Source organism: Kitasatospora sp. NPDC056076, assembly GCF_042266305.1.
GTDB lineage: Bacteria > Actinomycetota > Actinomycetes > Streptomycetales > Streptomycetaceae > Kitasatospora.
Genome location: NZ_JBHJWG010000031.1, coordinates 24510 through 50039 on the forward strand (window position 1 = coordinate 24510; position 25530 = coordinate 50039).

Here is a 25530-nt window from a genome sequence, read left to right on the forward strand (position 1 = left end):
GGTGACCTCCCGGCGGCCGGTTGGGGGGATCGCCGCCGGGACCGCCCGGGCTGGTGCAGGGGTGGGTGCGGGCGCACCGGCAGGCTGATCACCACGCTACCGCGCAGCGGGCCGGGGAGGGGAGACTTCGGTGCCCCCGGAGGGCGTACGCTGCGCGCGGGGGGAGCGACGGGGACCGTATCCCGGGCGGCGGTGCCGTCCGGGGAGGAAAGGCGAGAGGACGGCAGATGCAGGGGACCGTGGGCGAGCTCGGCGAGTTCGGTCTCATCAGGGAGCTGACCGCCCGGGTACCGCTCACCGACGCGGTCGACCTCGGCCCCGGGGACGACGCCGCGGTGGTGAAGGCCCCGGACGGCCGGGTGGTGGCCACCACGGACGTCCTGATCGAGAACCGGCACTTCCGCCGGGACTGGTCCACCGCCTACGACGTGGGCCGCAAGGCCGCCGCCCAGAACCTCGCCGACGTGGCCGCGATGGGCGCGGTGCCGACCGCGATACTGCTCGGGCTGGTCGCCCCCGCCGACCTGCCGACCACCTGGGCCACCGAGCTGATGGACGGGCTGCGCGACGAGTGCCAGGTCGCCGGGGCGACGGTGGTCGGCGGCGACGTGGTGCGCGGCGACACCGTCATGCTGGCGATCACGGCGCTCGGCGACCTCCAGGGGCGCCCGGCGGTGACGCGCTCCGGCGCCCAGGTCGGCGACGTGATCGCGGTGTGCGGCTGGCTCGGCTGGTCGGCGGCCGGACTGACGGTGCTGCAACGCGGCTTCCGCTCCCCGCGCGCCTTCGTCGAGGCGCACCGCCGGCCCGAGCCGCCGTACCACGCGGGCCCGGCCGCCGCCGAGTTGGGCGCCACCTCGATGATCGACGTGAGCGACGGGCTGGTCGCCGACCTCGGCCACGTGGCCCGGGCCAGCGAGGTGGACATCGACCTCAGGGCCGCCGACTTCGACGTCCCGGCGCAGATGGCCGACATCGGCCAGGCGGTCGGGGTGGACCCGCTGGTCTGGGTGCTGTCCGGCGGCGAGGACCACGCGATCGTGGCGACCTTCCCGCGCGGGGTCCAACTCCCCTCCCGCTGGCGGGTGGTGGGCGAGGTGACCGGCCGCCCGCGGGGTTCGCGCAGCGGACGGGTGACGGTCGACGGCGCGCCCTGGGACCGGGTCGGCGGCTGGGACCACTTCGCCGAGTGACGTACGGAGGACGGCTGACGGGGCGTGGACGCCGGTACGGCGCGTAACGCTCCGGACGTGCGGCGGACGGGCTTCGAGGGTGCGTTTTGCGTAGGCTTGCGCCATCCGAGCCCGCCCGCCGTCGGCTGCGGCCGGGCCGAACCACGGCGAGCGGGAGCACACCACACATGCGCATCGGTGTCCTGACCAGCGGCGGCGACTGCCCCGGCCTCAACGCGGTGATCCGCTCGGTGGTGCACCGGGGCACGGACGTGCACGGCGACGAGATCGTGGGCATCGAGGACGGCTTCCTCGGGCTGATCGAGGGCAGAACCCGGCCGGTCTCGCACGACGACGTCACCGGTCTGCTCACCCTCGGCGGCACCATCCTGGGCTCGGCCCGGGTGCAGCGCGAGCGGATCGCCTGGGCGGTGGAGAACGCCAAGACGCTGGCCCGGGACATCGGCATCGACGCGCTGGTCGCGATCGGCGGCGAGGGGACGCTGACCGCCGCCAAGCTGTTCAGCGACGCCGGACTCCCGGTGGTCGGGGTGCCCAAGACCATCGACAACGACATCGACGCCACCGACGTCACCTTCGGCTTCGACACCGCGGTGCACGTGGCGACCGAGGCGATCGACCGGCTCAAGACCACCGCCGAGTCCCACCAGCGCGTCATGGTGGTGGAGTTGATGGGCCGGCACACCGGCTGGATCACCCTCACCGCGGGCATGGCCGGCGGCGCCCACGGCATCCTCATCCCGGAGAAGCCCTTCGACATCGAGGCGGTGGCCCGGATGGTCGAGGACCGCTTCGCCCGCGGCAAGAAGTTCGCCATCATCGCCGTCGCCGAGGGCGCCGCCCCGACGCCCGGCACCATGCGCTTCGACCACGGCGAGGTCGACCAGTACGGCCACCGGACCTTCGGCGGGATCGGCAACCGGCTCGCCCACGAGCTGGAGAACCTGCTCGGCAAGGAGGCCCGCCCGGTCATCCTGGGCCACACCCAGCGCGGCGGCACCCCGACCGCCCGGGACCGGGTGCTCGCCACCCGCTTCGGCTGGCACGCGGTGGAGGCCGTCCACCGGGGCGCGTTCGGGCACTTCACCGCGCTGCGCCGGACCGGCATCGAGCTGCTGCCGATCGGCGACGCGGTGACCAGGTTGAAGACGGTGCCGGAGGACCGCTGGGCGGAATCGGAAGCGGTGCTCTGACGGCGGCGCCCCGAACGCGCGCGGGTAGGTTGGGGGCCATGGATTCGACCGCACCTCCCCGCGTCCTCACCGTCGCCGGTTCCGACTCCGGCGGCGGCGCCGGCATCCAGGCCGACCTCAAGGCGATGCTCGCCCTCGGCGTCCACGGCATGAGCGTGATCACCGCCGTCACCGCGCAGAACTCGCTCGGCGTCCAGGGCTACTGGGAACTGCCCGCCGAAGCCGTCCGGGCGCAGTTCCGCAGCGTGGTGGACGACATCGGGGTGCAGGCGGTGAAGACCGGCATGCTCGCCTCGATCGAACTGGTCGAGACCGTCGCGGAACTGCTCGCCGGGGTGGACGCCCCGGTGGTGGTCGACCCGGTCGGCGTCTCCAAGCACGGGGACGCGCTGCTGGCCGCCGAGGCGGTCGCCACCGTCCGCGAGCGGCTGCTGCCGGTCGCCACCGTGGTCACCCCCAACCTGCACGAGGTGACGCAGCTCACCGGCCGGACCGTCGAGGACGAGTCGCAGATGCTGGCCGCCGCCGAGGCGCTGCTGGACCTCGGGCCGCGCTGGGTGCTGGTCAAGGGCGGGCACCTGGCCGGCGAGGCGGCCGACCTGCTGTACGGCGGGCCCGGCGAGGTGCACTGGTACCGCGCGCCGCGCTACGACAACCGGCACACCCACGGCACCGGCTGCACCCTGGCCAGCTCGATCGCGGCCGGCCTGGCCAAGGGGGAGTCGGTGCCCGGGGCGGTGGGCTCGGCCAAGGAGTACGTCACCGGCGCGATCGCCGGGGGCTTCGCCCTGGGCGCCGGGATCGGCCCGGTCGACCACGCCTGGCGCTGGCGCTGACCCGCGGCCCCGGCCGGAACGCGGCGACGGGCGGACCCCCTCGGGGGTCCGCCCGTCACGTGTGCGTCCGGAAAGCCTGACCGGTCCCGGAAACAGCGAAGCCGGTCCATCCGGGGATGAACCGACTCACTGGAGGACCGGCATGCCGGTCTGCGCGTCAGCGCGAGACCTTACCGGCCTTGATGCACGAGGTGCAGACGTTGAGCCGCTTCGGCGTACGCCCAATCACAGCGCGCACCGTCTGAATGTTGGGGTTCCAACGACGGGGGGTACGGCGGTGAGAGTGGGAGATGCTGTTGCCGAAGCCCGGCCCCTTGCCGCAGACGTCGCAGTTGGCAGCCACAGGAGTCACTCCAAGACTTCAGATCAGATACTTTCGAAAACCCACTCACCCACCAGAACACTCGCGTGCACCGGACCGGACAAGGGGGTGAGCCTGGACGGTTCCAGGCAACCGGAAGAGCATACAACGCTTGCTTCCGTCCCACGAAACTACCATGACCGGCCGGGTGATCGCTCCGGTCAGGGGCCCCGGCGGCCCTCCCCGAGCCCCGATAACCTGCCGGTATCACCCCTCGCCGCGGCCCCCGGGCCGGTCCGGCGGCCCGTCCCGGAGGAGACCTGGTGCTGCACACGCTCGACGCCCCGGCCGTGCGCACCTGGTGCCAGCTCGCCCTGCGGGCGCTCGGCCAGGCCCGCGAGGAGATCGACGCGCTCAACGTGTACCCCGTCCCGGACGGCGACACCGGCACCAACCTCTACCTGACCGTCGAGTCCGCCGCCGCCGAGGTGGAGAGCCGCTTCGCCGACCCCGAGTCCGGGCCGGCGCCCGGGCTGGCCGACGCCGTCCGCGCGATGGCCCGCGGCGCGCTGATCGGCGCCCGCGGCAACTCCGGGGTGATCCTCGCCCAGTGGCTGCGCGGCACCGCCGAGACGCTGGCCGAGGGCGGCGGCGCCGACCAGCTGCGGGCCGCCCTGCTGCGCGCCGCCGACTCCGCCTACCAGGCCGTCGCGGAACCCGTCGAGGGCACCCTGCTCACCGTCGCCCGGGTCGCCGCCCGCGAGGCGGTGCGGGCCGGGGACGGGCTCGCCCAGGTCGCCGACACCGCCCACCGGGCCGCCCGGGACGCCCTGCGGCACACCCCCGAGCAGCTCGCCGTGCTGGCCGAGAACGGGGTGGTGGACGCCGGCGGGCGCGGCCTGGTGGCGGTCCTCGGCGCGCTCGCCGACGCCGTCGCCGGGCAGCAGCCGATGGGGCCGGTCGCGCTGCGCGGGGACGTCCGGGCGGTGGAGAGCTGCGAACCGCACCGGCGGCCGCCCGGCCCGGGCCACCCCGCCTTCGAGGTCATCTACCTGCTGGACGCCGAGGACGAGGCGCTGCCCGCGCTGCGCGAGCGGCTCGGCGGGCTCGGCGACTCGCTGGTGATCGGCGGCGGCGACGGCCTGTGGAACGTGCACGTCCACGTGGACGACGCGGGCGCCGCCGTCGAGGCCGGGGTCCGGGCCGGGCGCCCGCACCAGATCCGGATCACCCACTTCGCCGAGGCCGCCGCCCGGGCCGGCACCGCGGCCGAGCGCGGCGAGCGCGAGCACCGGACCCGCGCGGTGCTCTCGGTGGTGTCCGGCGACGGGCTGGCCGACCTGTGCGAGCAGGCCGGCGCCGTCGTCCTGCACGCCGACCCGGACCGCCGCCCGGCCAGCGCCGAACTCGCCGACGCCGTCCGCGGCGCGGCCGCCCGCGAGGTGGTGCTGCTGCTCAACGACCCCGAACTGCGCGCCGCCGCCGGGGCCGCCGCCGACCAGCTGCGCGAGGAGGGCGTGCGGATCGCCGTCCTGCCCACCCGCTCGCCGGTGCAGGGCCTGGCCGCGCTCGCCGTGCACGAGGGCGGTCGCCGCTTCGACGAGGACGTGGTCGCCATGACCTCGGCCGCCGGGGCCACCCGGTACGCCGAACTCGCCGTCGCCGAGGGGGAGTCCTGGACCATGGCCGGGGTCTGCCAGGCCGGCGACGTGCTCGGCCTGATCGACGGGGACGTCGCGGTGATCGGCGCCGGACTGGCCGAGGTCGGCCAGAGCGTGCTCGACCGGATGCTCGGCGCGGGCGGCGAACTCGTCACCCTGATCCTCGGGGAGGGCGCCGACCGGGCGCTCGCCGACCGGCTGGTGGCGCACGTCCGCCAGCAGCGGCCGGAGGTGGACTCGGTGGTCTTCCACGGCGGCCAGGAGTTCACGCCGCTGCTCATCGGCGTGGAGTAGCGGTCCGTCCGTCGGTGTTCGTCGGTGCCTTGGTGTAAACAAGGGCCTGATGGGCGCTCTCGATGAACCACTGACCAAGCTCGTCGGCGACCGCACCGCGAAGGTGCTCGCCGACAGTCTCAAGCTGCGCACGGTCGGGGACCTGCTGCACCACTACCCCCGCCGCTACGTCGAGCGCGGCCAGCTCACCAGCCTGGACGAGCTGGAGGTCGACGAGCACGTCACCGTGCTGGCCCGGATCGAGAAGGTCACCCTGATCCCGTTCCGCGGCCGCAAGGGGGACCGGCTGGAGGTGGTCGTCACCGACGGCCGCAGCCGGCTCTCGCTGGTGTTCTTCAACCAGGGCTGGCGGCAGAAGGAGCTCAGGGCCGGTGCCCAGGGCCTGTTCGCGGGCAAGGTCGGGGTCTTCAACCGCAGCCGCCAGCTGGTCTCGCCCGACTACCAGCTGCTCGACGAGGAAGCGGGCTCCGATGCGGCGAAGCAGTTCGCCGGCCGGCTCATCCCGGTGTACGGCGCCAGCGCCCAGATGCCCAGCTGGAAGCTGTCCATCTGCATCGAGACCGCGCTCACCAAGCACCTCGGCGACGTCGGCGAACCGCTGCCCGCCGAACTGCGTGAGCGCCACGACCTGATCCCGCTGCCGGAGGCGCTGGAGCTGATCCACCGCCCGGGCAGCCAGGCCGACCGCGAGCGCGCCCAGGGCCGGCTGCGCTGGGACGAGGCCTTCGTCCTCCAGGTCGCCCTCGCCCAGCGCCGGGCCGCCGACTCCGCGCTGCCGGCCAAGCCCCGGGTGGCCCGGGCCGGCGGCCTGCTGGACGCCTTCGACGCCCGGCTGCCGTTCACCCTCACCGAGGGCCAGCGGAAGGTCTCCGCCGAGATCGCCGCCGACCTGGCCACCGAGCACCCGATGCACCGGCTGCTCCAGGGCGAGGTCGGCTCCGGCAAGACCTTGGTGGCGCTGCGGGCGATGCTCGCGGTGGTGGACGCCGGCGGCCAGGCCGTGCTGCTGGCGCCCACCGAGGTGCTGGCCCAGCAGCACCACCGCTCGATCGTCGAGATGATGGGCGACCTCGCCCAGGGCGGGATGCTCGGAGGCTCCGAGCACGCCACCCGGGTGGTGCTGCTGACCGGCTCGATGGGCACCGCCGCCCGCCGCCAGGCGCTGCTGGACATGGTCTGCGGGGACGCGGGGCTCGCCATCGGCACCCACGCGCTGATCGAGGACAAGGTCGGGTTCCAGGACCTCGGCCTGGTCGTGGTGGACGAGCAGCACCGCTTCGGCGTCGAGCAGCGGGACGCGCTGCGCGCCAAGGGGCAGCAGCCGCCGCACCTGCTGGTGATGACCGCCACCCCGATCCCGCGCACCGTCGCGATGACCGTCTTCGGGGACTTGGAGACCTCCGTCCTGGACCAGCTCCCGGCCGGCCGCTCGCCGATCTCCACCCACGTCGTCCCCGCGCTGGAGAAGCCCAACTTCCTCACCCGGGCCTGGGAGCGGGTCCGCGAGGAGGTCGGCAAGGGCCACCAGGCGTACGTGGTCTGCCCCCGGATCGGCGACGAGGAGCCGGCCGCCGACCCGAAGGCCGCCAAGAAGAGGCGGAAGGCGGCCGAGGAGGACTTCGAGGAGGTCGGCGACACCGACGCGGGCGCCGGGAGCGACGAACGGCGGCCCCCGCTCTCGGTGGTGGAGACCGCCGAGAAGCTGGTGAAGGGCCCGCTGGCCGGACTGCGGGTGGAGATCCTGCACGGCCGGCTCGCCCCCGACGCCAAGGACGACGTGATGCGCCGGTTCGCCGCCGGGGAGGTGGACGTGCTGGTCGCCACCACCGTCATCGAGGTCGGCGTGAACGTCCCCAACTCCACCGTGATGGTCATCATGGACGCCGACCGCTTCGGCGTCTCCCAGCTCCACCAGCTGCGCGGCCGGGTCGGCCGGGGCAGCGCGGCCGGACTGTGCCTGCTGGTCAGCGACATGCCGGCGGCCAGCCCCGCCCGGGCCCGGCTGGACGCGGTGGCCGGCACCCTGGACGGCTTCGAGCTCTCCCGGATCGACCTCGAACAGCGCCGCGAGGGCGACGTGCTGGGCCAGGCCCAGTCCGGGGTGAAGTCCTCGCTCAAGGTGCTGTCGGTGCTGGAGGACGAGGAGGTCATCCTGACCGCCCGGACGGAAGCCACCCGGCTGGTCGCCGAGGACCCGGAACTGGCCGCCCACCCGGAGCTGCGCACCGCGCTGGAGAGCCTGCTCGACGAGGACCGCGCCGCCTACATGGAGAAGGGCTGAGCGGGCTCCGGCACCGCCCGACTGTCAGACCCCCGGGAGAGAATGTAGTTGTTCAGGGCGCACCCCCAAGGTGCGTTCCTGGCACGACACTTGGGGGTCCTGCCATGGCATTCCGTCATCTCAACGAGCTCCCGCTGGGCGACAAGGTCTTCCGGATCGAACTCGCCAGCGACGACGACCGCGAGGTCACCCTCACCCTCACCGGCTGGCGTGAGGGGGCAGCCGCCGCGCCGCTGGCCTCGGGCAAGCTCCGCCTGCCGGTCGAGGACGTCGCCTCGCTGCGGATCGCGCTCAACCGCGCGCTGCGGGCGCTGGCGATCGTCGCGGACGTCGCCGAACCCATCCCCGACCGCGACGTGCTGCGCGAGCTCTACCCCGGACACGGCGCCCCGTGGGTGCCGCAGCACGAGGAGGAGCTGGTCCGGCGCTTCCACGACGGCGAGACCGTCGCCCGGATCGCCGCCCGCTTCGGCCGCACGCCCGACTCCGTCCGGACCAAGCTGCGCGAGCTCGGGCACGACCCGCGCCGCCCCGAGTTCTGCCCGCCCGACGGCTGCCTGTCCTGGTCCCGCTACGCCTCGCCGGCACTGCTCGGCGCGGCGGTCCCGAGCCAGGGGGCCGGCTCCGAGGCGAGCTAGCGAGTGTCCGCCGGGGCCCCGCCGACCCGTCGGCGGGGCCCCGGCCGTTATCCACCGCTCGCCGGCGTTTGCCCGCTCGCCGCCGGGGCGGGATAGCGTGGTCGGGCAGCGACGAAAGGACCTCCCACCACCATGACCCGCGTGATCGCCGGGGCGGCCGGCGGCCGCCGACTGGCCGTACCGCCCGGCCGGGGCACCCGCCCGACCTCCGACAAGGCCCGTGAGGCGATGTTCTCCACCCTGGAGGCGTTCCGCGGCACCCTGCACGGGGCTCGGATGCTGGACCTGTTCGGCGGATCGGGCGCGGTCGGCCTGGAGGCGCTCTCGCGCGGCGCCGAGCACGTCCTGCTGGTCGAGGCGGATGCCCAGGCGGCCCGGGTGATCCGGGAGAACGTCCGCACGATCGGCCTGCCGGGCACGGAGGTCCGGGCGGCCAGGGCGGAGAAGGTGATCGCCGGGCCGCCCCCGCAGACCCCGTACGACCTGGTGTTCCTCGACCCGCCCTACGTGGTGACGGACGACGAGGTGCGCGAGATGCTGATCACACTGTCGGCTGGGGGCTGGCTCGCGGAGGACGCACTCGTCACCGTGGAGCGCAGCACCCGCGGCGGCGAGTTCGGCTGGCCCGAGGGCTTCGAGGTGCTGCGCTCCCGCCGCTACGGCGAGGGCACGCTCTGGTACGGTCGCGCCGCCGCCGAGGCCAGCGATCAGGAGTAGCGGGCCGCGGCCCGCAGCAGCCGTCACCCCACGAGGGAGCACACACGCCATGCGCCGAGCCGTCTGCCCCGGTTCGTTCGACCCGATCCACAAGGGCCACCTGGAGATCATCGAGCGGGCCTCCAAGCTGTACGACGTGGTGCATGTCGCGGTCCTGATCAACCGCAACAAGCAGGGCATGTTCACCGTCGAGGAGCGGATCGGCCTGATCGAGGAGGTCACCGTCCCGTTCGGGAACGTGGTGGTCGAGTCGCACCACGGCCTGCTGGTGGACTACTGCCGGCAGCGCGACATCCCGGCGATCATCAAGGGCCTGCGGGCGGTCAGCGACTTCGACTACGAGCTGCAGATGGCCCAGATGAACCACGGCCTGACCGGCGTCGAGACGCTCTTCGTGCCGACCTCGCCGACGTACAGCTTCCTCTCCTCGACGCTGGTCAAGGAGGTCGCCTCGTACGGCGGCGACGTCTCGCACCTGCTGCCGGAGACGGTGCACCGCCGGCTGGTGGAGCGGATCGCGGAGCGTAAGGCCGAGCAGTAGGGCCGGACGGCGGGCCGGGCTCATTCCTGCCGGTTCGTCATGGCTTGTCCGGGGCGGTGGAGGCCGGTTCGGCGCAGGCGTTGTGAGCTCGCCGCGCGGGGGCCGTACAGTCTGTAGTCCTGCCCTGCGGTGAGGTCCACCGCGCCGGGCCTGCCTCCGCCGGACCGTCGGCGGCACACGGAAAGACGAAGCCCCGTGGACGTGCAGAACAAGGTCGACGAGATCGTGGCGGCGGTCGAGAACGCCCGCTCGATGCCGATGTCGGCCTCCTGCGTGGTGAACCGGGCCGAGCTGATCGGCCTGCTCAACGACCTCAAGGCGGCCATGCCCGCCGAACTCGCCCAGGCCCAGTCGGTGATGGCCGACCACGAGCAGGTGGTGGCCGACGCCCAGGCCGAGGCGGACCGGATCATCCAGGGCGCGCACTCCGAGCGCGGTTCGCTGATCTCCGACACCGAGGTGGTCCGCCGGGCCCAGAACGAGGCCGACCGGATCCTGGCCGAGGCCCGGGCCGACGTCGACACCCAGCGTGCCGAGGCCGACGACTACGTGGACAGCAAGCTCGCCAACTTCGAGGTGGTGCTGACCAAGACGCTCGGCGCGGTCGGCCGCGGCCGGACCAAGCTGCGCGGCGACGCCGGCTTCGAGGTCGAGGCCGAGAGCGACGGCGAGGAGTTCCAGCCGCAGCGGCACAGCCCGAGCCCCGAGGTCGACGAGTACGTCGACGTGAAGCTCGCCACGCTGGAGAACGTGCTCAGCGCGACCCTGGAGGCGGTCGGCAAGGGCCGGGACAAGCTGCTCGGCAAGAAGCCGATCGACGACCTGGGCGCCTACCTGGCCGCCGCCGACGAGGCCCAGCAGGCCAAGGAGCGCGCCGAGGCGGTGGCCGCCGGCTTCGCCGAGGACGCCGACGGCGCCGACCTCGCCTGGTACCGCGAGGACGTCCCGCAGCAGCAGACCTGGCCGGAGCAGACCCCGGCCGCGGCGGGCTGGCAGGCCCCCGGCGCGGACCAGTACGCGGCCACCGCCCAGCACCAGACCGGCCAGCACCAGGGCGACCAGCACCAGCACCAGCAGCACCAGACCGGCCAGCACCAGGCCGGGCAGTACGCCGAGGTGTACGGGGGCGGCTTCGACCCGGCCGGCCAGGGCGACCCGTACAACACCCAGTGGGGCCAGCAGCAGGGCGGCTACCCCCAGCAGCAGCCCCACTACGACGGCCAGCAGCACCAGGTCCAGCACCAGGGCCAGCACCAGGACGCCTACGGCTATCCCCAGCAGCAGGACGGCTACGCGGCCCAGCCGTACGACGGCTACGCCTACCCGCAGCAGCCCGCCCTGCCCCCGGCCGTGCCGCACCAGCAGCAGCAGAACCTGGACGAGACCAGCTTCTTCGACACCAGCATGATCGACATGACCAGGCTGAGGGAGCTCGGCGGCCGCTGAGCGGCCGCCCCGGAGCCTCCCGACGGGACCGAAGTTGGGCCTGGCGGGAGACTCCGGTAGTCTGACCACTCCGGCATCCCCATGTCCGGCTGTCGGCTTGCCCTCGCAACGCCGGCGCGTGACGGGGGGCACGGCGTTGATCCCTATGGAAGTCAGGACACCTTGAACCGCCTCGACCACCGCGACCCCCTCGTGTTCGACACGCACGAGCTCGGCCGTCGCCCGGGCTCGATGCGTAAGGTGAGCCGGACCCTGGAGGCCCCCGAGGGCTTCGGGATCATCGACGTGATCGGCGTCCCGGAGAAGAGCCCGATCGAGCTGGAGCTCCGCCTGGAGTCCGTGGTCGAGGGCGTGCTGGTCACCGGCACCGCCGACGCCCACGTCGAGGGCGAGTGCGTCCGGTGCCTGGAGCCCGTCGACTTCGACATCGACGTGGACTTCCAGGAGCTGTACTACTACCCGGAGTCCGACGAGCGTCACCGCGCCCGGACCACCGGGACCGAGGACCTCGACGAGGACTCGGAAGAAGAGACTTACCGCCTGGAGGGCGACCTGTTCGACCTCCAGCCGGTGCTGCGTGACGCGGTGGTGCTCGCACTGCCGCTGCAGCCGGTGTGCCAGGAAGACTGCCTGGGCCTGTGCTCCGAGTGCGGAGCACGCCTGAGCGACGACCCGGCGCACCACCACGACGCCGCCGACCCCCGGTGGGCGGCTCTGCAGGGACTCTCCGCCGCCCCCGGCGACGAGGGTGACGGGATCAAGAACAGCGACACCCGTGAGGGTGCCGCCGAGAACCAGGAGAAGTAGCCGTGGCTGTTCCGAAGCGGAAGATGTCGCGCAGCAACACGCGCCACCGTCGGTCCAACTGGAAGGCCGTTGTTCCGGCTCTCGTGGCGTGCGACCGCTGCCACGAGCCGAAGCTCGGCCACATCGCGTGCCCCAGCTGCGGCACGTACAACCGCCGCCAGGTCCTCTCGGTCTGATCGGCGGGGTGCACGGATCGATGTCGGACGGTAACTCCACCCGCAAGGCGTCCTCTGCCTCGAAGGGTTCTTCGGGCAGCGGCAAGGCCGGTGGGCCGGCTTCGACCGAATACGACGTCCTGGAAGGGCGCCTCGGGTACACGCTCGAGCGCGCCCTTCTGGTACGTGCCCTGACCCACCGCTCGTACGCGTACGAGAACGGGGGTCTGCCCACCAACGAACGCCTGGAATTCCTCGGCGACTCGGTGCTGGGCCTGGTGGTGACGGACACCCTCTACCGCGTCCACCCGGACGTCCCGGAGGGCACGCTCGCCAAGCTGCGCGCCGCGGTGGTCAACTCCCGCGCGCTCGCGGACGTCGGCCGGGGCCTCGAGCTCGGCACCTTCATCCGCCTCGGCAAGGGTGAGGAGGGAACCGGCGGCCGCGACAAGTCGTCGATCCTCGCCGACACCGTCGAGGCCGTGATCGGGGCCGTCTACCTGGACCAGGGCCTGGACGCGGCGACCGAGTTCGTCCACCGACTGTTCGACCCGCTGATCGAGGAGTCCTCTCAGCTGGGTGCCGGACTGGACTGGAAGACCAGCCTCCAGGAGCTCACCGCCTCGGTGGGCATCGGCGTGCCCGAGTACGTGGTCATGGAGTCCGGTCCGGACCACGAGAAGACCTTCACCGCGGCGGCCCGGGTGGCCGGCGAGGACTTCGGCAGCGGCGTCGGCCGCTCGAAGAAGGAAGCCGAGCAGAAGGCCGCCGAGAGCGCCTGGCGCGCGATCAAGGAGAAGTACGCCGACCGGCTGCCCGCCGGGGCCTGACCGGCGAGTAGCCTGGCCTCCTGCCGGATCGTCGTACGCAGGAGGCCTGTTCCCGTGCCCGAACTCCCCGAGGTCGAGGTCGTCCGCCGAGGTCTGGCGAACTGGGTCGCCGGGCGCACCGTCGCCGACGTCCAGGTGCTGCACCCGCGCGCGGTCCGCCGCCAGCCCGGCGGCGCGGCCGACTTCGCGGACCGGCTGACCGGCACCGTCCTCGGCGCCGCGCAGCGCCGCGGCAAGTACCTCTGGGTGCCGCTGGGCGGCCCCGGCGCCGGCTCCTCGCTGATCGGCCACCTCGGGATGAGCGGCCAACTCCTCGTCCAGGACCCGGCGGTGCCGGACGAGACCCACCTGCGGGTCCGGCTGCGCTTCGCCGACGGCGGGCGCGAGCTGCGCTTCGTCGACCAGCGCACCTTCGGCGGCCTGGCCGTCGAGGAGGCCGAGGAGGACGCCGAGGGCACCCCGCTCTCCATCGCGCACATCGCCCGCGACCCGCTCGACCCCCGCTTCGACGACGCGGCCTTCGTCGCCGCGCTGCGCGCCAAGCGCACCACCGTCAAGCGCGCCCTGCTCGACCAGACCCTGATCAGCGGCGTCGGCAACATCTACGCCGACGAGGCGCTGTGGCGCTCGAAGCTGCACTACGACCGGCCGACCGCGACCCTCACCCGCCCGCAGTCCGAACTGCTGCTGGCCAACGCCCGGGCCGTGATGACGGCCGCGCTGGCCGTGGGCGGCACCAGCTTCGACAGCCTCTACGTCAACGTGAACGGCGAGAGCGGCTACTTCTCCCGGGACCTCGACGCATACGGCCGCGAGGACGAGCCCTGCCGCCGCTGCGGCACCGCGATCCGGCGGGCCGCCTGGATGAACCGGTCCAGCTACTTCTGCCCCCGCTGCCAGCGCGTGCCGCGGAACCGCAGCGGGGACTGACACAGCGGGGACCGAGGCAGCGGGGGCCGATCGCCGCTACTTGTGGGCGAGTTCGGGACGGTCGGCGGGCGTCCCGCCGGGGTTGCCGTGGGTGTCCTGGCCGAAGTAGGCGACACCGACCGCGGAGACCACCGCGAGCAGGAAGCCGGCCACCCCGAGCCAGCCCAGGCCCGCCTTCGACGAGTCGCCGAGCCAGAGCACGCCGATCGCGCCGGGCAGCACCGTCTCGCCGACCACCAGGGCGGCGGTGGCGCCGTTCACCGAGCCGATCTGCAGCGCCACGGTGTGCACGTACATGCCGCCGAGGCCGCCGACCAGGATCGCGTAGAGCGCCGGGTCGGAGATCAGCCGGACCAGGTCGAAGGGCTCCACGCCGTTCAGGATGCGCACCCCGACGCCCAGCGCGCCGAAGCCGAGGCCGGAGAGCAGACCGGCGACGATCGCCCCCTTGGAGCCCATCCGGCGCACCAGCAGACTGCCGCCGGCCAGCAGCACGGTGGTGACGATCAGCAGCCCCCAGTGGAAGGCCATCGACGCGTGGTGGCCGCCCTCCGGGCCGGCCGAGACCGCCAGCAGCACCAGGGCCGAGCAGAGCACGCCGATCGAGGCCCACTCCAACTGCTTGAGCCGGATGCCCAGCAGCTTGATGCTGAGCACCGCGGTGATCACCAGGTTGGCGCTGATGATGGTCTGGGAGAGGAACAGCGGCAGTAGCCGCGCGGCCAGCGCGCCGAGCCCGAAGCCGATCAGGTCGAGCACCGTGCCGGTGATGAACTCCCAGGTCACGGCGGCCTTGGCGGTGGAGGACAGACTCGGGCCACCGTGCTCGGTGGTCGAGCCGGCGGCGCCCTTGGCCGCCTCCTCCCGCGCCGAGCGGCGGGATCCGACGGCCTGGAGGACCGAGCCGGTGCCGTAGCAGGCGGATGCCGCCACAGCCGTGACGAGGCCGATGATCACCGAGCGCTCCGATCGGGAGTTGGGTCAAGAAGAAGTAATGGGACCGGCGGTCCGGGAACAGTCTGCCCCGTCGCGCGGTACGGTCGGGACGCCCCCTCGCACCGGGCCGGAGCGGCCCACGCGGTGCCCCCGGGCCCGCCGGGACGTACGTCCGGCCGCCTCATGTGGTTCCCGCGCCCCACCCGTATCGGGGTCGACTCGGGGAAATGTCATCCGCGAGAAGGGGAGCCGTCCGGCCGGACGGCGGGGAATCTTGTCATCACCAGTATGCGAAGGGTATGGCGTGCTCCGCCGCTGGTCACGGTAGCGTCGGGGGTTATGAGAACCCTTGCACGACGTTCCCGGGGCGCCGGGCCACTTGCCCTGGTGGCGGCGCTGCTCGGGGCGCTGCTCATGTTCGCCCCGGCGGCCTCGGCCGCCGGCGGTCTGAGCGACGCCGCAGCCACCCTCAAGAAGGGCCAGGTCTACGTCGCCCCGGCGATGCAGGACCGATTCAGTCAGGCCCAGGCGGACGCCCTGACCAAGAAGATCGAGAAGGCCGACAAGCCGATCTTCGTCGCGGTCGTCCCCGACAGTGCCAACAAGGACACCATCTTCAAGGACCTGCGCACCCTGGTGGGCATCGACGGCGTCTACGCCGTCTGGCTCGGTGCCGACGGGTTCAGGGCGGACGCGGACGGCGGCGCCATGAAGCCGAACGTGGTGAAGAACCTCTACGGAGCCGTCTCCCGCGCCCACGGCGGCGACATCAACGCCACCCTGAACGACTTCGTCGACCAGGCCGCCCCGCAGACCAAGGGCACCGGGGTCAACCACAGCTCCTCGACCTCGATCGCCTGGGTGATCATCCCGGTCCTGCTGCTGGCCCTGGCCGGCGCCGGTGTCTTCTTCCTCTTCCGCCGCGCCAAGCAGCGCAAGGAGGAGCAGGCCCGGGCCGAGCTGGAGCAGCTGCGCCGCGTCGTCGACGAGGACATCACCGCCTTCGGCGTCGAGCTGGAGCGGCTCGACTTCAACCCGCGTGCCGCCGACGCCGACGATGCCCAGCGCACCGACTACAGCCACGCCCTGGACTCGTACGAGAAGTCCAAGCGGCTGATGGAGGAGGCGAAGAAGCCCGAGGACGTCAAGCAGGTCACCGAGGCGATCGAGGAGGGCCGGTTCCAGCTGGCCACCCTGGCCGCCCGGCGCGAGAAGCGCCCGCTGCCCGAGCGGCGCCCCCCGTGCTTCATGGACCCGCGGCACGGCCCGTCCGTCAAGGACGTCGACTGGGCCCCGGCCGGCGGCTCCGCCCGCCCCGTCCCGGTCTGCCAGGCCGACGCGGACCGCGTCGCGGCCGGCCTCGACCCGGCGGTGCGCACCGTCGACACCGAGCACGGCCCGCAGCCGTACTGGAACGCGGGCCCGGCCTACGCGCCGTACGCCGGCGGGTACTACAGCGGCTTCGGCGGCGGCAGCCTGCTGGGCGGCCTGCTGGTCGGCACCATGCTCGGCTCGATGATGAGCTCCCCGGCCTACGCGGCGGCCCCGATGATGGAGGGCGGCCACGGCGGCTACCAGGACCAGTACGAGGGCGGCGACTTCACCGGCGCCGACTTCAACTCCTCGGACTTCGGCGGGTTCAGCAGCTCCGACTTCGGTGGCGGCGGCGACTTCGGCGGCGGTGGCGGGGACTGGTGACCCGCTGATCCGCTGATCCGTCCGCGATCCCCACGGCCCCGCCGGTTCCGACCGGCGGGGCCGTTCGCCGTCCCCGGCAGGCCTGGAGCGGTGACCTGCCCCGGGGCCCGTTAGGGTCGGGGGCATGCACGGTCGCGATGCCCACAGTGAGGAACCGGTCCGGGTGACCGCCTGGGTCCGGGGGAAGGTCCAGCAGGTCGGGTTCCGCTGGTGGACCAGGGCGCGGGCGCTGGAGATCGGCCTGACCGGCTACGCGAGCAACCTCGGCGACGGCCGGGTGCAGGTGGTGGCCGAGGGCCTGGCCGCCGACTGCGAGCAGCTGCTGGCCCAGCTGCGCGGCCCCGACACGCCCGGCGCGGTGAGCGGCGTGACGGAGATCTGGACCGCCGTCGGCGCAGGTTACGAGGGTTTCGAGATCCGCTGAGCCGTCTCCCCGCAGGGCGTCGGCGTCGCGCCCCGGAAATGATCGGCAACCGTCGGTGTCATACGGTTGCCATTCGGGCAGACTCGTGGTTGACTCCGCATCGAACGATGATCCACGAGCACGTGGTGGACCCGGGCCCGAGACCCCCAGGCGTGACGACACCGCCGGGCAGGTGACAGGGGCGCGGTAGCGTGCGGTGATCGTGTTGACCCTTTCCGTCTTTGGTGAGACGCTTGAAGCCCGCGCACACGATCGCGTTCCCCGGCAGGCGCATGCTCTCGTGAGCCCAGCTCACGGCGGTTGTGCCGTAGTGCCCAGCCAGCACTTCCGGTGCGCGCCGCGCGTGCGTCCCCCTTCCCCCTAGACCTGTACCGTTCCGGTTCGGTCACTCAGCGTGGAGGACCATTCATCATGGCAAAGGCGCTTCTCGGGTACGTCGGCGGCCCCGACCCGCGAATGCTCTCCGAGATGCGACGGCTTCAGCAGCGCGTCCAGGATCTTGAGTCCGAGCTCCTTCGGATGCAGGCTGAGAACGACGCGCTCACCGCTGTCGCTGACGAGCACTCGCTGCTCAACAGCATCGATCTGGACCAGCGGGAGCCGGCGCTCACCTGAGCCCCGCCCCGGTCCTCCCAGATCGACGCCGCTGTGCACTGAGCCGCCCCGAAAGGGACGCAGCTTTGCAAGGGACGCCCGGATGTGGCGTCCCTTCGTCGTGTCGGACTGCGGATACAGTCGGTTCCCGTCGTGAGCGAATGAGGGGACCGGCCGCGTGCACCTGAAGAGTCTGACGCTGCGCGGGTTCAAGTCCTTCGCCTCCAGCACCACCCTGCGCTTCGAACCGGGCATCACCTGCGTGGTCGGCCCGAACGGCTCCGGCAAGTCCAACGTGGTGGACGCGCTGTCCTGGGTGATGGGCGAGCAGGGCGCCAAGTCGCTGCGCGGCGGCAAGATGGAGGACGTCATCTTCGCCGGGACCAGCGGGCGCGCCCCGCTGGGCCGCGCCGAGGTCAGCCTCACCATCGACAACGCCGACGGCGCCCTGCCGATCGACTACGCCGAGGTGACGATCACCCGGACCATGTTCCGCAACGGCGGCAGCGAGTACGCGCTCAACGGCGAGACCTGCCGCCTGCTGGACATCCAGGAACTGCTCTCCGACTCCGGCATCGGCCGCGAGATGCACGTCATCGTCGGGCAGGGCCGGCTCGACTCCGTCCTGCACGCCGACCCGATGGGCCGGCGTGCCTTCATCGAGGAGGCGGCCGGCGTCCTCAAGCACCGCAAGCGCAAGGAGAAGGCGCTGCGGAAGCTGGACGCGATGCAGGCCAACCTCAACCGGGTCCAGGACCTGGTCGCCGAACTGCGCCGCCAGCTCGGCCCGCTCGGCAAGCAGGCCAGGGTCGCCCGCCGGGCCGCCGGCATCCAGGCGGACCTGCGCGACGCCCGGCTGCGGCTGCTCGCCGACGACCTGCTGGCCCTGCGCCGGGCCGTCGAGGCCGAGGTCGCCGACGAGTTGGCCCTGCGGCTGCGCCGGACCACCGTCGAACAGGAACTGGCCCGGGCGGTGCAGCGCGAACGCGTGCTGGAGGCGCAGGTCCAGCAGCTCGGGCCGGGCCTGGAGGCCGCCCGGCAGACCTGGTACCGGCTCTCCGCGCTCGCCGAACGCACCCGCGGCACGATCGGACTGGCCGAGGCCCGGGTCCGGCACGCCGTCGCCGGGGGCACGGTCGAGGAACGCCGCGGTCGGGACCCGGAGGAGCTGGAGCGGGAGGCCGAACGGGTCCGCGAGGAGGAGGCCGCACTCGCCGAGGCGCTGGAGGAGGCCCAGTACGCGCTGGCCGAGGCGGTCGAGCACAAGAGCGGACTCGAATCCGCGCTGGCCGCCGAGGAACGCCGGCTGCGGGACGCCACCCGGGCCATCGCCGACCGCCGGGAGGGCCTGGCCCGGCTCCAGGGGCAGGCCGCCGCCGCCCGCTCCCGGGCCGGTTCGGCGCAGGCCGAACTCGGCCGGCTCACCGAGGCCAGGGACGAGGCCCTGCTGCGCGCCGGGGCCGCCCAGGGCGAACTGGACGAGCTCCAGCAGCAGGTGGACGGCTCGGCCGTCGAGGACGGACGGGCCGAGGACGGCTACCGGCGGGCCCGGGCCCGGCTGGCCGACGTCGAACGGGAGCTGGCGGCGGCCCGGGAGGCGGCCGGAGCCGCCGAACGCGAGCGGGCCGCGCTGACCGCGCGGCACGAGGCGCTCTCGCTCGGACTGCGCCGCAAGGACGGCACCGGCACGCTGCTGGACGCGGGGGAGCGACTGGCCGGCGTGCTCGGCCCGGCCGCCGCGCTGCTGCGGATCGAACCCGGCCACGAGGTGCCGCTCGCCGCCGCGCTCGGCGCGGCCGCCGACGCGGTGGCGGTCGACTCGCCCGGCGCCGCCGCCGGGGCGCTGCGACTGCTGCGCGCCCAGGACGCCGGGCGGGCCGCACTGTTGGTCGCCGGGGCCGCCGAACTGCCCCGGACCGAGGGCGAGTTGCCCGAAGGAGTCCGCTGGGCCGCCGAACTGGTCGACGGGCCGCCCGAGTTGCTCGCCGCCGTACGCAACCGGCTGGCCGGGGTGGCCGTGGTCGCCGACCTGGACCAGGCGCTGCGCCTGGTCGCCGAACGCCCCGGACTGTCCGCCGTCACCGCCGAGGGCGACCGGCTGGGCGCCGGCTTCGCCGAGGGCGGCTCCGCCGGCGCGCCCAGCGAGCTGGAGACCCGGGCGGCGGTGGACCGGGCCGCCCGGGCGATCACGGAGGTCGACCTGCGCTGCGCCGAGTCGGCCGGGCGGCTGGCCGAACTCACCGCACTGCGCGGGGAGTCGGCCGCCGAACTGGAGCGGCTCGGCGAACAGCGACGGCAGGCCGAGCAGGAACGGGCCCGGGTGGCGGGCTCGCTCGGCCGGCTCGGCGGGCAGGCCCGGGCCGCCGCCGGGGAGGCCGAACGGCTCTCGGCCGCCGCCGCGCGGGCCGAACAGGGCCTGGCCGAACTGCTCACCGCCGCCGAGGAACTGGCCGAACGGCTGGCCGTCGCCGAGGAGTCGGCGGACGCGGGGGAGGACGAGCCGGACCGGGCCGAGCAGCAGCGGCTCACCGAGGCCGCCTCGGCCGCCCGGCAGGCCGAACTGGAGGCCCGGCTCTCGGTGCGCACCCACGAGGAGCGGGTCCGCGCCCTGACCGGCCGGGCCGACCAGCTGGACCGGGCCGCCCGCGCCGAGCGCGAGGCGCGCGCCCGGGCCGCCGAGCGCCGCCGGCGCGCCGAGCACGAGGCCCGGGTGGCGAACGCCGTCGCGGCGGGCGCCCGGCAGCTGCTCGCCTGCCTGGAGGTCTCGCTGGCCCGCGCGGACGCCGGGCGGGCGGCCGTCGAACAGGCGCTCACCGAGCGGGAGCGCGAGCTCCGGGAGCACCGCGAACACGGGCGCGGACTCAAGGAGGAGCTGGACAAGCTGGTCGACGCCGGGCACCGGGACGAGGTGCTGCGGGCCGAGAAGCGGCTGCGGATCGAGCAGTTGGAGGCCCGCGCGCTGGAGGAGTTCGGCATCGACGGCGGCGAGCTGCTGGCCTCGTACGGGCCGGACCGGCCCGTCCCGCCCTCGGCGGCGGAGGACGGGCAGGAGCCGGGGGAGCCGTACCCGTACGTCCGGGCCGAGCAGGAGAAGCGGCTGCGGGCCGCCGAGAAGGCGTACCAGCAGCTGGGCAAGGTCAACCCGCTGGCGCTGGAGGAGTTCGCCGCGCTGGAGGAGCGCCACACCTTCCTCGGCGAGCAGCTGGACGACCTCAAGCGCGGTCGGCGCGACCTGCTGGACATCGTCCGGGACGTGGACCAGCGGGTCGAGCAGCTGTTCAGCGCCGCCTACCACGACACCGCCGCCCAGTTCGAGGGCGTCTTCGCCCGGCTCTTCCCCGGCGGCGAGGGGCGGCTGGTGCTGACCGACCCGGACGACATGCTCACCACCGGGGTCGAGGTGGAGGCCCGTCCGCCCGGCAAGAAGGTCAAGCGGCTGTCGCTGCTGTCCGGGGGCGAGCGCTCGCTGACCGCGGTGGCCCTGCTGGTGGCGATCTTCAAGGCCCGGCCCAGCCCGTTCTACGTGATGGACGAGGTGGAGGCGGCGCTGGACGAGACCAACCTGCGCCGGCTGGTCGGGATCATGGAGGAGCTCCGGGAGAGCTCCCAGCTGATCGTGATCACCCACCAGAAGCTGACCATGGAGTCCGCCGACGCCCTGTACGGCGTGACCATGAAGGGCGACGGGATCTCCCAGGTGATCAGCCAGCGACTGCGCGAGGAGCACCGGGAGCACCGGGAGCGGCGGCCGGCAGGCCTCCGTACGGTGACGGTCTAGCCGCGCTGCGGTCCGGAACGGCTCCGGTCACGGATACTGGTCGGGTTATGGAATACGTGATCCTTGCCGTAGTCATCGCCGTGGTCGCCGTCGGCGCGATCGCGGGCCTCGTCGTTTCCGGCAGACGACGCCAGCAGCTGCCCCCGAAGTCGCAGGCGCCGGTCATCACGGCGCCGAAGACCACCCCGCAGGAGCCCCAGGTCGGCGAGGAGGCCGCGCCGCCGACCGAGGAGCCCCGCCGTACCGTCGAGGAGGTGCCGCTCCCCGAGGCCGTCGAGCCCGCCGAGGAGGTGGTGGTCGAGGCCCCGGCCGAGGCCGAGGCGGCGCCCGCGGTCGAGGTCCCCGAGCCCACCGCCGGCCGGCTGGTCCGGCTGCGCTCCCGGCTCTCCCGCTCGCAGAACTCGCTGGGCAAGGGCCTGCTCTCGCTGCTCTCCCGCGAGCACCTGGACGAGGACACCTGGGAGGAGATCGAGGAGACCCTGCTCACCGCGGACGTCGGCGTCGCCCCGACCCAGGAGCTGGTCGAGCGGCTGCGCACCCGGGTGAAGGTGCTCGGCACCCGTACCCCCGACGAGCTGCGCGCCCTGCTGCGCGAGGAGCTGGTCGAGCTGGTCGGCAAGGACGCCGACCGCACCGTCCGCTCCACCAAGCACGAGGAGGGCCCGGCCGTGGTCCTGGTCGTCGGCGTCAACGGCGTCGGCAAGACCACCACCACCGGCAAGCTGGCGCGCGTGCTGGTCGCCGACGGCCGCACCGTGGTGCTCGGCGCGGCCGACACCTTCCGCGCCGCCGCCGCGGACCAGCTGCAGACCTGGGGCGAGCGGGTCGGTGCGCGCACCGTGCGCGGCCCGGAGGGCGGCGACCCGGCCTCCATCGCGTTCGACGCGGTCAAGGAGGGCATCGCCGAGGGCGTCGACACCGTGCTGATCGACACCGCCGGCCGGCTGCACACCAAGACCGGCCTGATGGACGAGCTGGGCAAGGTCAAGCGGGTCGTCGAGAAGCACGGCCCGGTGGACGAGGTGCTGCTGGTGCTGGACGCCACCACCGGTCAGAACGGCCTGATCCAGGCCCGGGTGTTCGCCGAGGTGGTGGACATCACCGGCATCGTGCTGACCAAGCTGGACGGCACCGCCAAGGGCGGCATCGTGGTCGCGGTCCAGCGCGAGCTGGGCGTGCCGGTCAAGCTGATCGGTCTTGGCGAGGGCGCGGACGATCTGGCGCCGTTCGAGCCGGGTGCGTTCGTGGACGCGCTGATCGGGGACTGACCGGGACTTCCCGTCGGTCGGGGTCCGCTCCTTCGGGGGCGGGCCCTTTCGCCTGTCCGGGGTCCGGGGAGGCCGGGGGGCGGGTGCCGGTGTCCGACGTTCGACGTTCGGCGTCCGGGAGGAGTCCTACGAGGCGATCCAGGCGGGCTCGGCGGTGCGCTCGCGGCTGCGGTGGCAGGCGTACGCGAGGGTGCCGAGCAGCAGCCGGGCCTCGGGCGGGCAGCCGGCGTTGTCGCGGGTGGGGCGGCGCAGCCAGCGGACCGGGCCGAGCTCGCCGAGCACGGTGGGCGGGGCGGCGACGTAGCTGCCCTCGCCGTGGCAGGTGAGGTCGAGCGCGGCGTCGTCCCAGCCCATCCGGTACAGCAGGTCGGGCAGTCGGCGGGCGGTGCCGGCGGAGACCAGGAACTGCAGTCGGCCGGTGGGCGGGGCCAGTACCGGGCCGACCTGGGTGCCCATCCGCTCCAGCCGGACCAGGGCCTGGAGGCCGGCCGGCTCGGGGACGTCCAGCACGTCGAAGGCGCGGCCGGTGGGGAACAGCACCGAGCCCTCGGCGTCGGCGGCGTCGGCCGGCCCGGTGGTGCCGGGCACGGGGTGCAGGCCGGGGGCGGCGCAGCGGCGGGAGCCGCAGGGACAGCGGGTCGGGGCGGTGGCGCCGGCGGCCGGTTCGCCGGTGGCGACGGTCCAGCCCCAGCGGCCGGTGTACTCCGCGGCGGCCCGGGACGCGGTGACCTTGGTGCGGCGGCGCGCGCCCAGCGGTGCCAGCCGCAGGTGCCCCAGTCGAAGTTCGCCGAACAGGTTGTCCATGCCTCCCCCAACAGGTTCTCGTTGCCGATGGTTACGGGACGGTGACTGTGTGTTGATTGTCCGGTGTGTGGTGCGTGGTGCGGTGGCGGCGCGCAGCGCTTGGCGTGCGCCTGTTGTGGCGGTGTGCCTCGGGCGCCGCCTTGTGGGGGCGGCGCCGATGCCGGATCGTCGTGTGCGCGGGACGGTTGCCGTCCCGAGTGGGCGCCGAACTCGCCTGGGACTGCGATGGATTGCGGGGTCTGCCGGGTCTGCCGGGGTTGGCCGGGGGACTTGGCGGCCCGCATATGCCGGACCGTCGCGACTACCCAGTCAAGCGTGTGCCCCCGGGGTTCGGTTCACTCCTGGGGGTGGCGAAAGGTGGCGTTTCGCCAGGGGCGCTCCCACGGGTGCCTCACGGGGCACTACGTTCAGCACACGGACGTCGTCGAAGCGCCTGCTCCGAGCCGTCGGGGAACGGGAGTTGGGGACCTGACGGACCGTCCGGGACGATGGCACACCAGTACGACGAGCGGTACCGCGAGGGCAGGACGGGCGGCACCGCGACACCTCAGGCACGGCACGTCTGGCAAGAGCCCGCAACCGTCGGGCGGTCACGATCGGGGGCCCCGCAGGGGCCGGGCGGGATGGGGACGTTCCCATGGCAGAGAAGCAACCCAACGAGAAGCTGACCACGTGGTTCGCCCGCAGCGGCTGGTCCAAGGGTGAGTTGGCCCGCCAGGTCAACCGCCGGGCCCGGCAGATCGGCGCCCACCACGTGTCCACCGACACCTCCCGGGTGCGCCGCTGGCTCGACGGGGAACAGCCGCGCGAGCCGATCCCCAAGATCATGTCCGAGCTGTTCTCGGAGCGCTTCGGCTCGGTGGTCTCGGTCGAGGACCTCGGCCTGCGCGCCGCCGTCCCGGTCTCCACCGTCGGCGGCGGCGTCGACCTGCCGTGGAGCGCCCCGCAGACCGTCCAGCTGATCAGCGACTACTCCCGCAGCGACCTGATGCTCAACCGCCGGGGCTTCCTCGGCACCTCCCTCGCGCTGACCGCCGGCGCCGCGCTGATCGAGCCGATGCAGCGCTGGCTCACGCCCGGCCCGACCGGCGTCCCCACCCCGATCCTCACCGCGGCCAACGGCGGCGAGGCGTTCACCGGCCGGCTCTCCGAGCCGGAGCTGGAACTGCTGGAGCAGACCACGGTCATGTTCCGTCAGTGGGACGCCCAGAACGGCGGCGGGCTGCGCCGCAAGGCCGTGGTCGGCCAGCTCCACGAGGTCACCGACCTGCTGCAGGAGACGTACAGCGAGGACACCACCAAGCGGCTGTTCCGGCTCACCGCCGAACTCGCCCACCTGGCCGGGTGGATGTCGTACGACGTCGGGATGCACCCGAGCGCGCAGAAGTACTACGTGCTGGCGCTGCACGCGGCCAAGGAGGCCGGCGACCGCCCCTTCGGCGCGCTGATCCTCACCGACATGAGCCGCCAGATGATCCACCTCAACCGGGGCGAGGACGCCCTGGAGCTGATCCACCTGGCGCAGTACGGCAGCCGGGACACCGCCACCCCGCGCCAGCAGTCCCTGCTGTACGCGATGGAGGCGCGCGCCTACGCCACCATCGGCGAGATCAACCGCTGCGCCCGGGCGATCCGGCTGTCCGAGGACACCTTCACCGACATCCGTGACGGTGACGGCGACCCGGACTGGCTGAAGTTCTTCTCGCCGGCCGAGCTGAACGCCGAGAACGCCCACTCCTACCGGGACCTCGCGTACCACTCGGACAACGCCCAGCTGTACGCCTCGCTGTCGGCGCCGGTGATGGAGCGCGCGGTCGACCTGTTCCGGCAGGACGACGACCACGTGCGGTCGTACGCCTTCAACCTGATCGGCATGGCCAGCGTGCACCTGCTGCAGCGGGAGGCCGAGGAGGCGGCGAGGTACGCCGAGCAGGCGGTCGACATCGCGACCAAGGTGCGCTCGGAGCGGCTGAACTCCCGGGTGCGCAAGACCACGGAGGCCGCGGCGGCCCGGTTCCAGGGCGTGGACGCGGTGAGCCGGCTCAAGGAGCGGGTGGTCCAGGACATCCCGGAGTTCGTCTCGGTGGTCTGAGCGACTCCGGCGGGGCTCCACCGACCGTGACGGCCGCCGCCGTCACGGTCGGTGGCACGTCCGGGGCGGCCCGGGCGGTGCGATGAGGCGGTACCGGACGGTGCGGTGAGGCG

General features: G+C 73.5%; 22 protein-coding genes. 19 read left to right on the plus strand and 3 right to left on the minus strand.

Features of this window, described 5'->3' with window-relative positions:
* Nucleotides 1-227 precede the first annotated feature (227 nt).
* From ACFC1T_RS24300 to thiD, 3 genes are all read left to right on the plus strand, one after another.
* Nucleotides 228-1193: a thiamine-phosphate kinase gene (locus tag ACFC1T_RS24300; protein ID WP_375891732.1), complete on the plus strand. Its 966-nt coding sequence runs from the start codon at nucleotides 228-230 to the stop codon at nucleotides 1191-1193.
* A 167-nt stretch (nucleotides 1194-1360) separates the two neighbouring features.
* Nucleotides 1361-2386 (plus strand): ATP-dependent 6-phosphofructokinase, encoded by a 1026-nt coding sequence (locus ACFC1T_RS24305; protein ID WP_375891734.1) that lies wholly within the window; start codon nucleotides 1361-1363, stop codon nucleotides 2384-2386.
* Nucleotides 2387-2424: 38 nt separating this feature from the next.
* On the plus strand, nucleotides 2425-3222 hold the full coding sequence (thiD, locus tag ACFC1T_RS24310) for a bifunctional hydroxymethylpyrimidine kinase/phosphomethylpyrimidine kinase (RefSeq protein WP_375891735.1): 798 nt from the start codon (nucleotides 2425-2427) through the stop codon (nucleotides 3220-3222).
* Nucleotides 3223-3379: 157 nt separating this feature from the next.
* Here thiD and rpmB read toward each other — a convergent pair whose 3' ends face one another.
* Nucleotides 3380-3565 (minus strand): 50S ribosomal protein L28, encoded by a 186-nt coding sequence (gene rpmB, locus ACFC1T_RS24315; RefSeq protein ID WP_014138233.1) that lies wholly within the window; start codon nucleotides 3563-3565, stop codon nucleotides 3380-3382.
* 281 nt (nucleotides 3566-3846) lie between these two features.
* On the opposite strand from rpmB, the gene ACFC1T_RS24320 reads away from it, so the two are divergent.
* The 10 genes from ACFC1T_RS24320 (at nucleotide 3847) to mutM (ending at nucleotide 13823) form a co-directional block, all read left to right on the plus strand.
* Entirely contained in the window at nucleotides 3847-5478 is a 1632-nt protein-coding gene (locus ACFC1T_RS24320; RefSeq protein ID WP_375891736.1) for a DAK2 domain-containing protein, read from the plus strand.
* Nucleotides 5479-5527: 49 nt separating this feature from the next.
* On the plus strand, nucleotides 5528-7759 hold the full coding sequence (recG, locus tag ACFC1T_RS24325; protein WP_375891738.1) for an ATP-dependent DNA helicase RecG: 2232 nt from the start codon (nucleotides 5528-5530) through the stop codon (nucleotides 7757-7759).
* 104 nt (nucleotides 7760-7863) lie between these two features.
* On the plus strand, nucleotides 7864-8397 hold the full coding sequence (locus tag ACFC1T_RS24330; protein WP_350508249.1) for a hypothetical protein: 534 nt from the start codon (nucleotides 7864-7866) through the stop codon (nucleotides 8395-8397).
* Nucleotides 8398-8529: 132 nt separating this feature from the next.
* Nucleotides 8530-9114, plus strand: a complete 585-nt coding sequence (gene rsmD / locus ACFC1T_RS24335; protein WP_375891739.1) for a 16S rRNA (guanine(966)-N(2))-methyltransferase RsmD — start codon at nucleotides 8530-8532, stop codon at nucleotides 9112-9114.
* Nucleotides 9115-9163: 49 nt separating this feature from the next.
* Nucleotides 9164-9655 carry a pantetheine-phosphate adenylyltransferase gene (gene coaD / locus ACFC1T_RS24340; protein WP_375891741.1) on the plus strand — a complete coding sequence of 164 codons (492 nt, stop codon included), beginning with the start codon at nucleotides 9164-9166 and terminating at the stop codon, nucleotides 9653-9655.
* Between the two features lie 195 nt (nucleotides 9656-9850).
* Complete coding sequence (locus tag ACFC1T_RS24345; protein ID WP_375891743.1) at nucleotides 9851-11101, plus strand: ATP synthase F0 subunit B; 1251 nt, start codon at nucleotides 9851-9853, stop codon at nucleotides 11099-11101.
* A 162-nt stretch (nucleotides 11102-11263) separates the two neighbouring features.
* Complete coding sequence (locus tag ACFC1T_RS24350; RefSeq protein WP_375891745.1) at nucleotides 11264-11908, plus strand: DUF177 domain-containing protein; 645 nt, start codon at nucleotides 11264-11266, stop codon at nucleotides 11906-11908.
* A gap of 2 nt (nucleotides 11909-11910) precedes the next feature.
* Nucleotides 11911-12084 (plus strand): 50S ribosomal protein L32, encoded by a 174-nt coding sequence (gene rpmF, locus ACFC1T_RS24355; protein WP_030056747.1) that lies wholly within the window; start codon nucleotides 11911-11913, stop codon nucleotides 12082-12084.
* A gap of 20 nt (nucleotides 12085-12104) precedes the next feature.
* On the plus strand, nucleotides 12105-12893 hold the full coding sequence (gene rnc / locus ACFC1T_RS24360; protein ID WP_350508254.1) for a ribonuclease III: 789 nt from the start codon (nucleotides 12105-12107) through the stop codon (nucleotides 12891-12893).
* Between the two features lie 54 nt (nucleotides 12894-12947).
* Nucleotides 12948-13823 carry a bifunctional DNA-formamidopyrimidine glycosylase/DNA-(apurinic or apyrimidinic site) lyase gene (mutM, locus tag ACFC1T_RS24365; RefSeq protein ID WP_375891747.1) on the plus strand — a complete coding sequence of 292 codons (876 nt, stop codon included), beginning with the start codon at nucleotides 12948-12950 and terminating at the stop codon, nucleotides 13821-13823.
* Between the two features lie 36 nt (nucleotides 13824-13859).
* Here the strand turns inward: mutM and ACFC1T_RS24370 are convergent, their stop codons facing one another.
* Nucleotides 13860-14780: a hypothetical protein gene (locus tag ACFC1T_RS24370; RefSeq protein WP_375891749.1), complete on the minus strand. Its 921-nt coding sequence runs from the start codon at nucleotides 14778-14780 to the stop codon at nucleotides 13860-13862.
* 318 nt (nucleotides 14781-15098) lie between these two features.
* Here ACFC1T_RS24370 and ACFC1T_RS24375 point away from each other — a divergent pair, with 318 nt between their 5' ends.
* The 5 genes from ACFC1T_RS24375 to ftsY all read left to right on the plus strand — a co-directional run bounded on the left by ACFC1T_RS24375 (nucleotide 15099) and on the right by ftsY (nucleotide 22521).
* Entirely contained in the window at nucleotides 15099-16457 is a 1359-nt protein-coding gene (locus ACFC1T_RS24375) for a transmembrane domain-containing protein (protein ID WP_375891751.1), read from the plus strand.
* Nucleotides 16458-16581: 124 nt separating this feature from the next.
* Nucleotides 16582-16881 (plus strand): acylphosphatase, encoded by a 300-nt coding sequence (locus ACFC1T_RS24380; RefSeq protein ID WP_375891753.1) that lies wholly within the window; start codon nucleotides 16582-16584, stop codon nucleotides 16879-16881.
* Between the two features lie 411 nt (nucleotides 16882-17292).
* Nucleotides 17293-17496 carry a hypothetical protein gene (locus tag ACFC1T_RS24385; protein WP_030243474.1) on the plus strand — a complete coding sequence of 68 codons (204 nt, stop codon included), beginning with the start codon at nucleotides 17293-17295 and terminating at the stop codon, nucleotides 17494-17496.
* Nucleotides 17497-17653: 157 nt separating this feature from the next.
* A complete protein-coding gene (gene smc, locus ACFC1T_RS24390) occupies nucleotides 17654-21253 on the plus strand; it encodes a chromosome segregation protein SMC (protein ID WP_375891755.1) in 3600 nt (1199 codons plus the stop codon).
* A gap of 47 nt (nucleotides 21254-21300) precedes the next feature.
* Nucleotides 21301-22521 carry a signal recognition particle-docking protein FtsY gene (ftsY, locus tag ACFC1T_RS24395; RefSeq protein ID WP_375891757.1) on the plus strand — a complete coding sequence of 407 codons (1221 nt, stop codon included), beginning with the start codon at nucleotides 21301-21303 and terminating at the stop codon, nucleotides 22519-22521.
* 126 nt (nucleotides 22522-22647) lie between these two features.
* Here ftsY and ACFC1T_RS24400 read toward each other — a convergent pair whose 3' ends face one another.
* Nucleotides 22648-23325 carry a bifunctional DNA primase/polymerase gene (locus ACFC1T_RS24400; protein WP_375891758.1) on the minus strand — a complete coding sequence of 226 codons (678 nt, stop codon included), beginning with the start codon at nucleotides 23323-23325 and terminating at the stop codon, nucleotides 22648-22650.
* Nucleotides 23326-23920: 595 nt separating this feature from the next.
* Here ACFC1T_RS24400 and ACFC1T_RS24405 point away from each other — a divergent pair.
* Nucleotides 23921-25417 carry a hypothetical protein gene (locus ACFC1T_RS24405; RefSeq protein WP_375891824.1) on the plus strand — a complete coding sequence of 499 codons (1497 nt, stop codon included), beginning with the start codon at nucleotides 23921-23923 and terminating at the stop codon, nucleotides 25415-25417.
* The last annotated feature ends 113 nt before the right edge of the window (nucleotides 25418-25530 follow it).

Coding starts and splice junctions, on each gene's coding strand:
- ACFC1T_RS24375 (WP_375891751.1), top strand. CDS start 15,099: ATGAGAACCCTTGCACGACGTTCCCGGGGCGCCGGGCCACTTGCCCTG.
- coaD (WP_375891741.1), top strand. CDS start 9,164: ATGCGCCGAGCCGTCTGCCCCGGTTCGTTCGACCCGATCCACAAGGGC.
- ACFC1T_RS24380 (WP_375891753.1), top strand. CDS start 16,582: ATGCACGGTCGCGATGCCCACAGTGAGGAACCGGTCCGGGTGACCGCC.
- ACFC1T_RS24385 (WP_030243474.1), top strand. CDS start 17,293: ATGGCAAAGGCGCTTCTCGGGTACGTCGGCGGCCCCGACCCGCGAATG.
- rsmD (WP_375891739.1), top strand. CDS start 8,530: ATGACCCGCGTGATCGCCGGGGCGGCCGGCGGCCGCCGACTGGCCGTA.
- ACFC1T_RS24305 (WP_375891734.1), top strand. CDS start 1,361: ATGCGCATCGGTGTCCTGACCAGCGGCGGCGACTGCCCCGGCCTCAAC.
- ACFC1T_RS24400 (WP_375891758.1), bottom strand. CDS start 23,325: ATGGACAACCTGTTCGGCGAACTTCGACTGGGGCACCTGCGGCTGGCA.
- recG (WP_375891738.1), top strand. CDS start 5,528: ATGGGCGCTCTCGATGAACCACTGACCAAGCTCGTCGGCGACCGCACC.
- ftsY (WP_375891757.1), top strand. CDS start 21,301: ATGGAATACGTGATCCTTGCCGTAGTCATCGCCGTGGTCGCCGTCGGC.
- thiD (WP_375891735.1), top strand. CDS start 2,425: ATGGATTCGACCGCACCTCCCCGCGTCCTCACCGTCGCCGGTTCCGAC.
- ACFC1T_RS24300 (WP_375891732.1), top strand. CDS start 228: ATGCAGGGGACCGTGGGCGAGCTCGGCGAGTTCGGTCTCATCAGGGAG.
- rnc (WP_350508254.1), top strand. CDS start 12,105: ATGTCGGACGGTAACTCCACCCGCAAGGCGTCCTCTGCCTCGAAGGGT.
- ACFC1T_RS24330 (WP_350508249.1), top strand. CDS start 7,864: ATGGCATTCCGTCATCTCAACGAGCTCCCGCTGGGCGACAAGGTCTTC.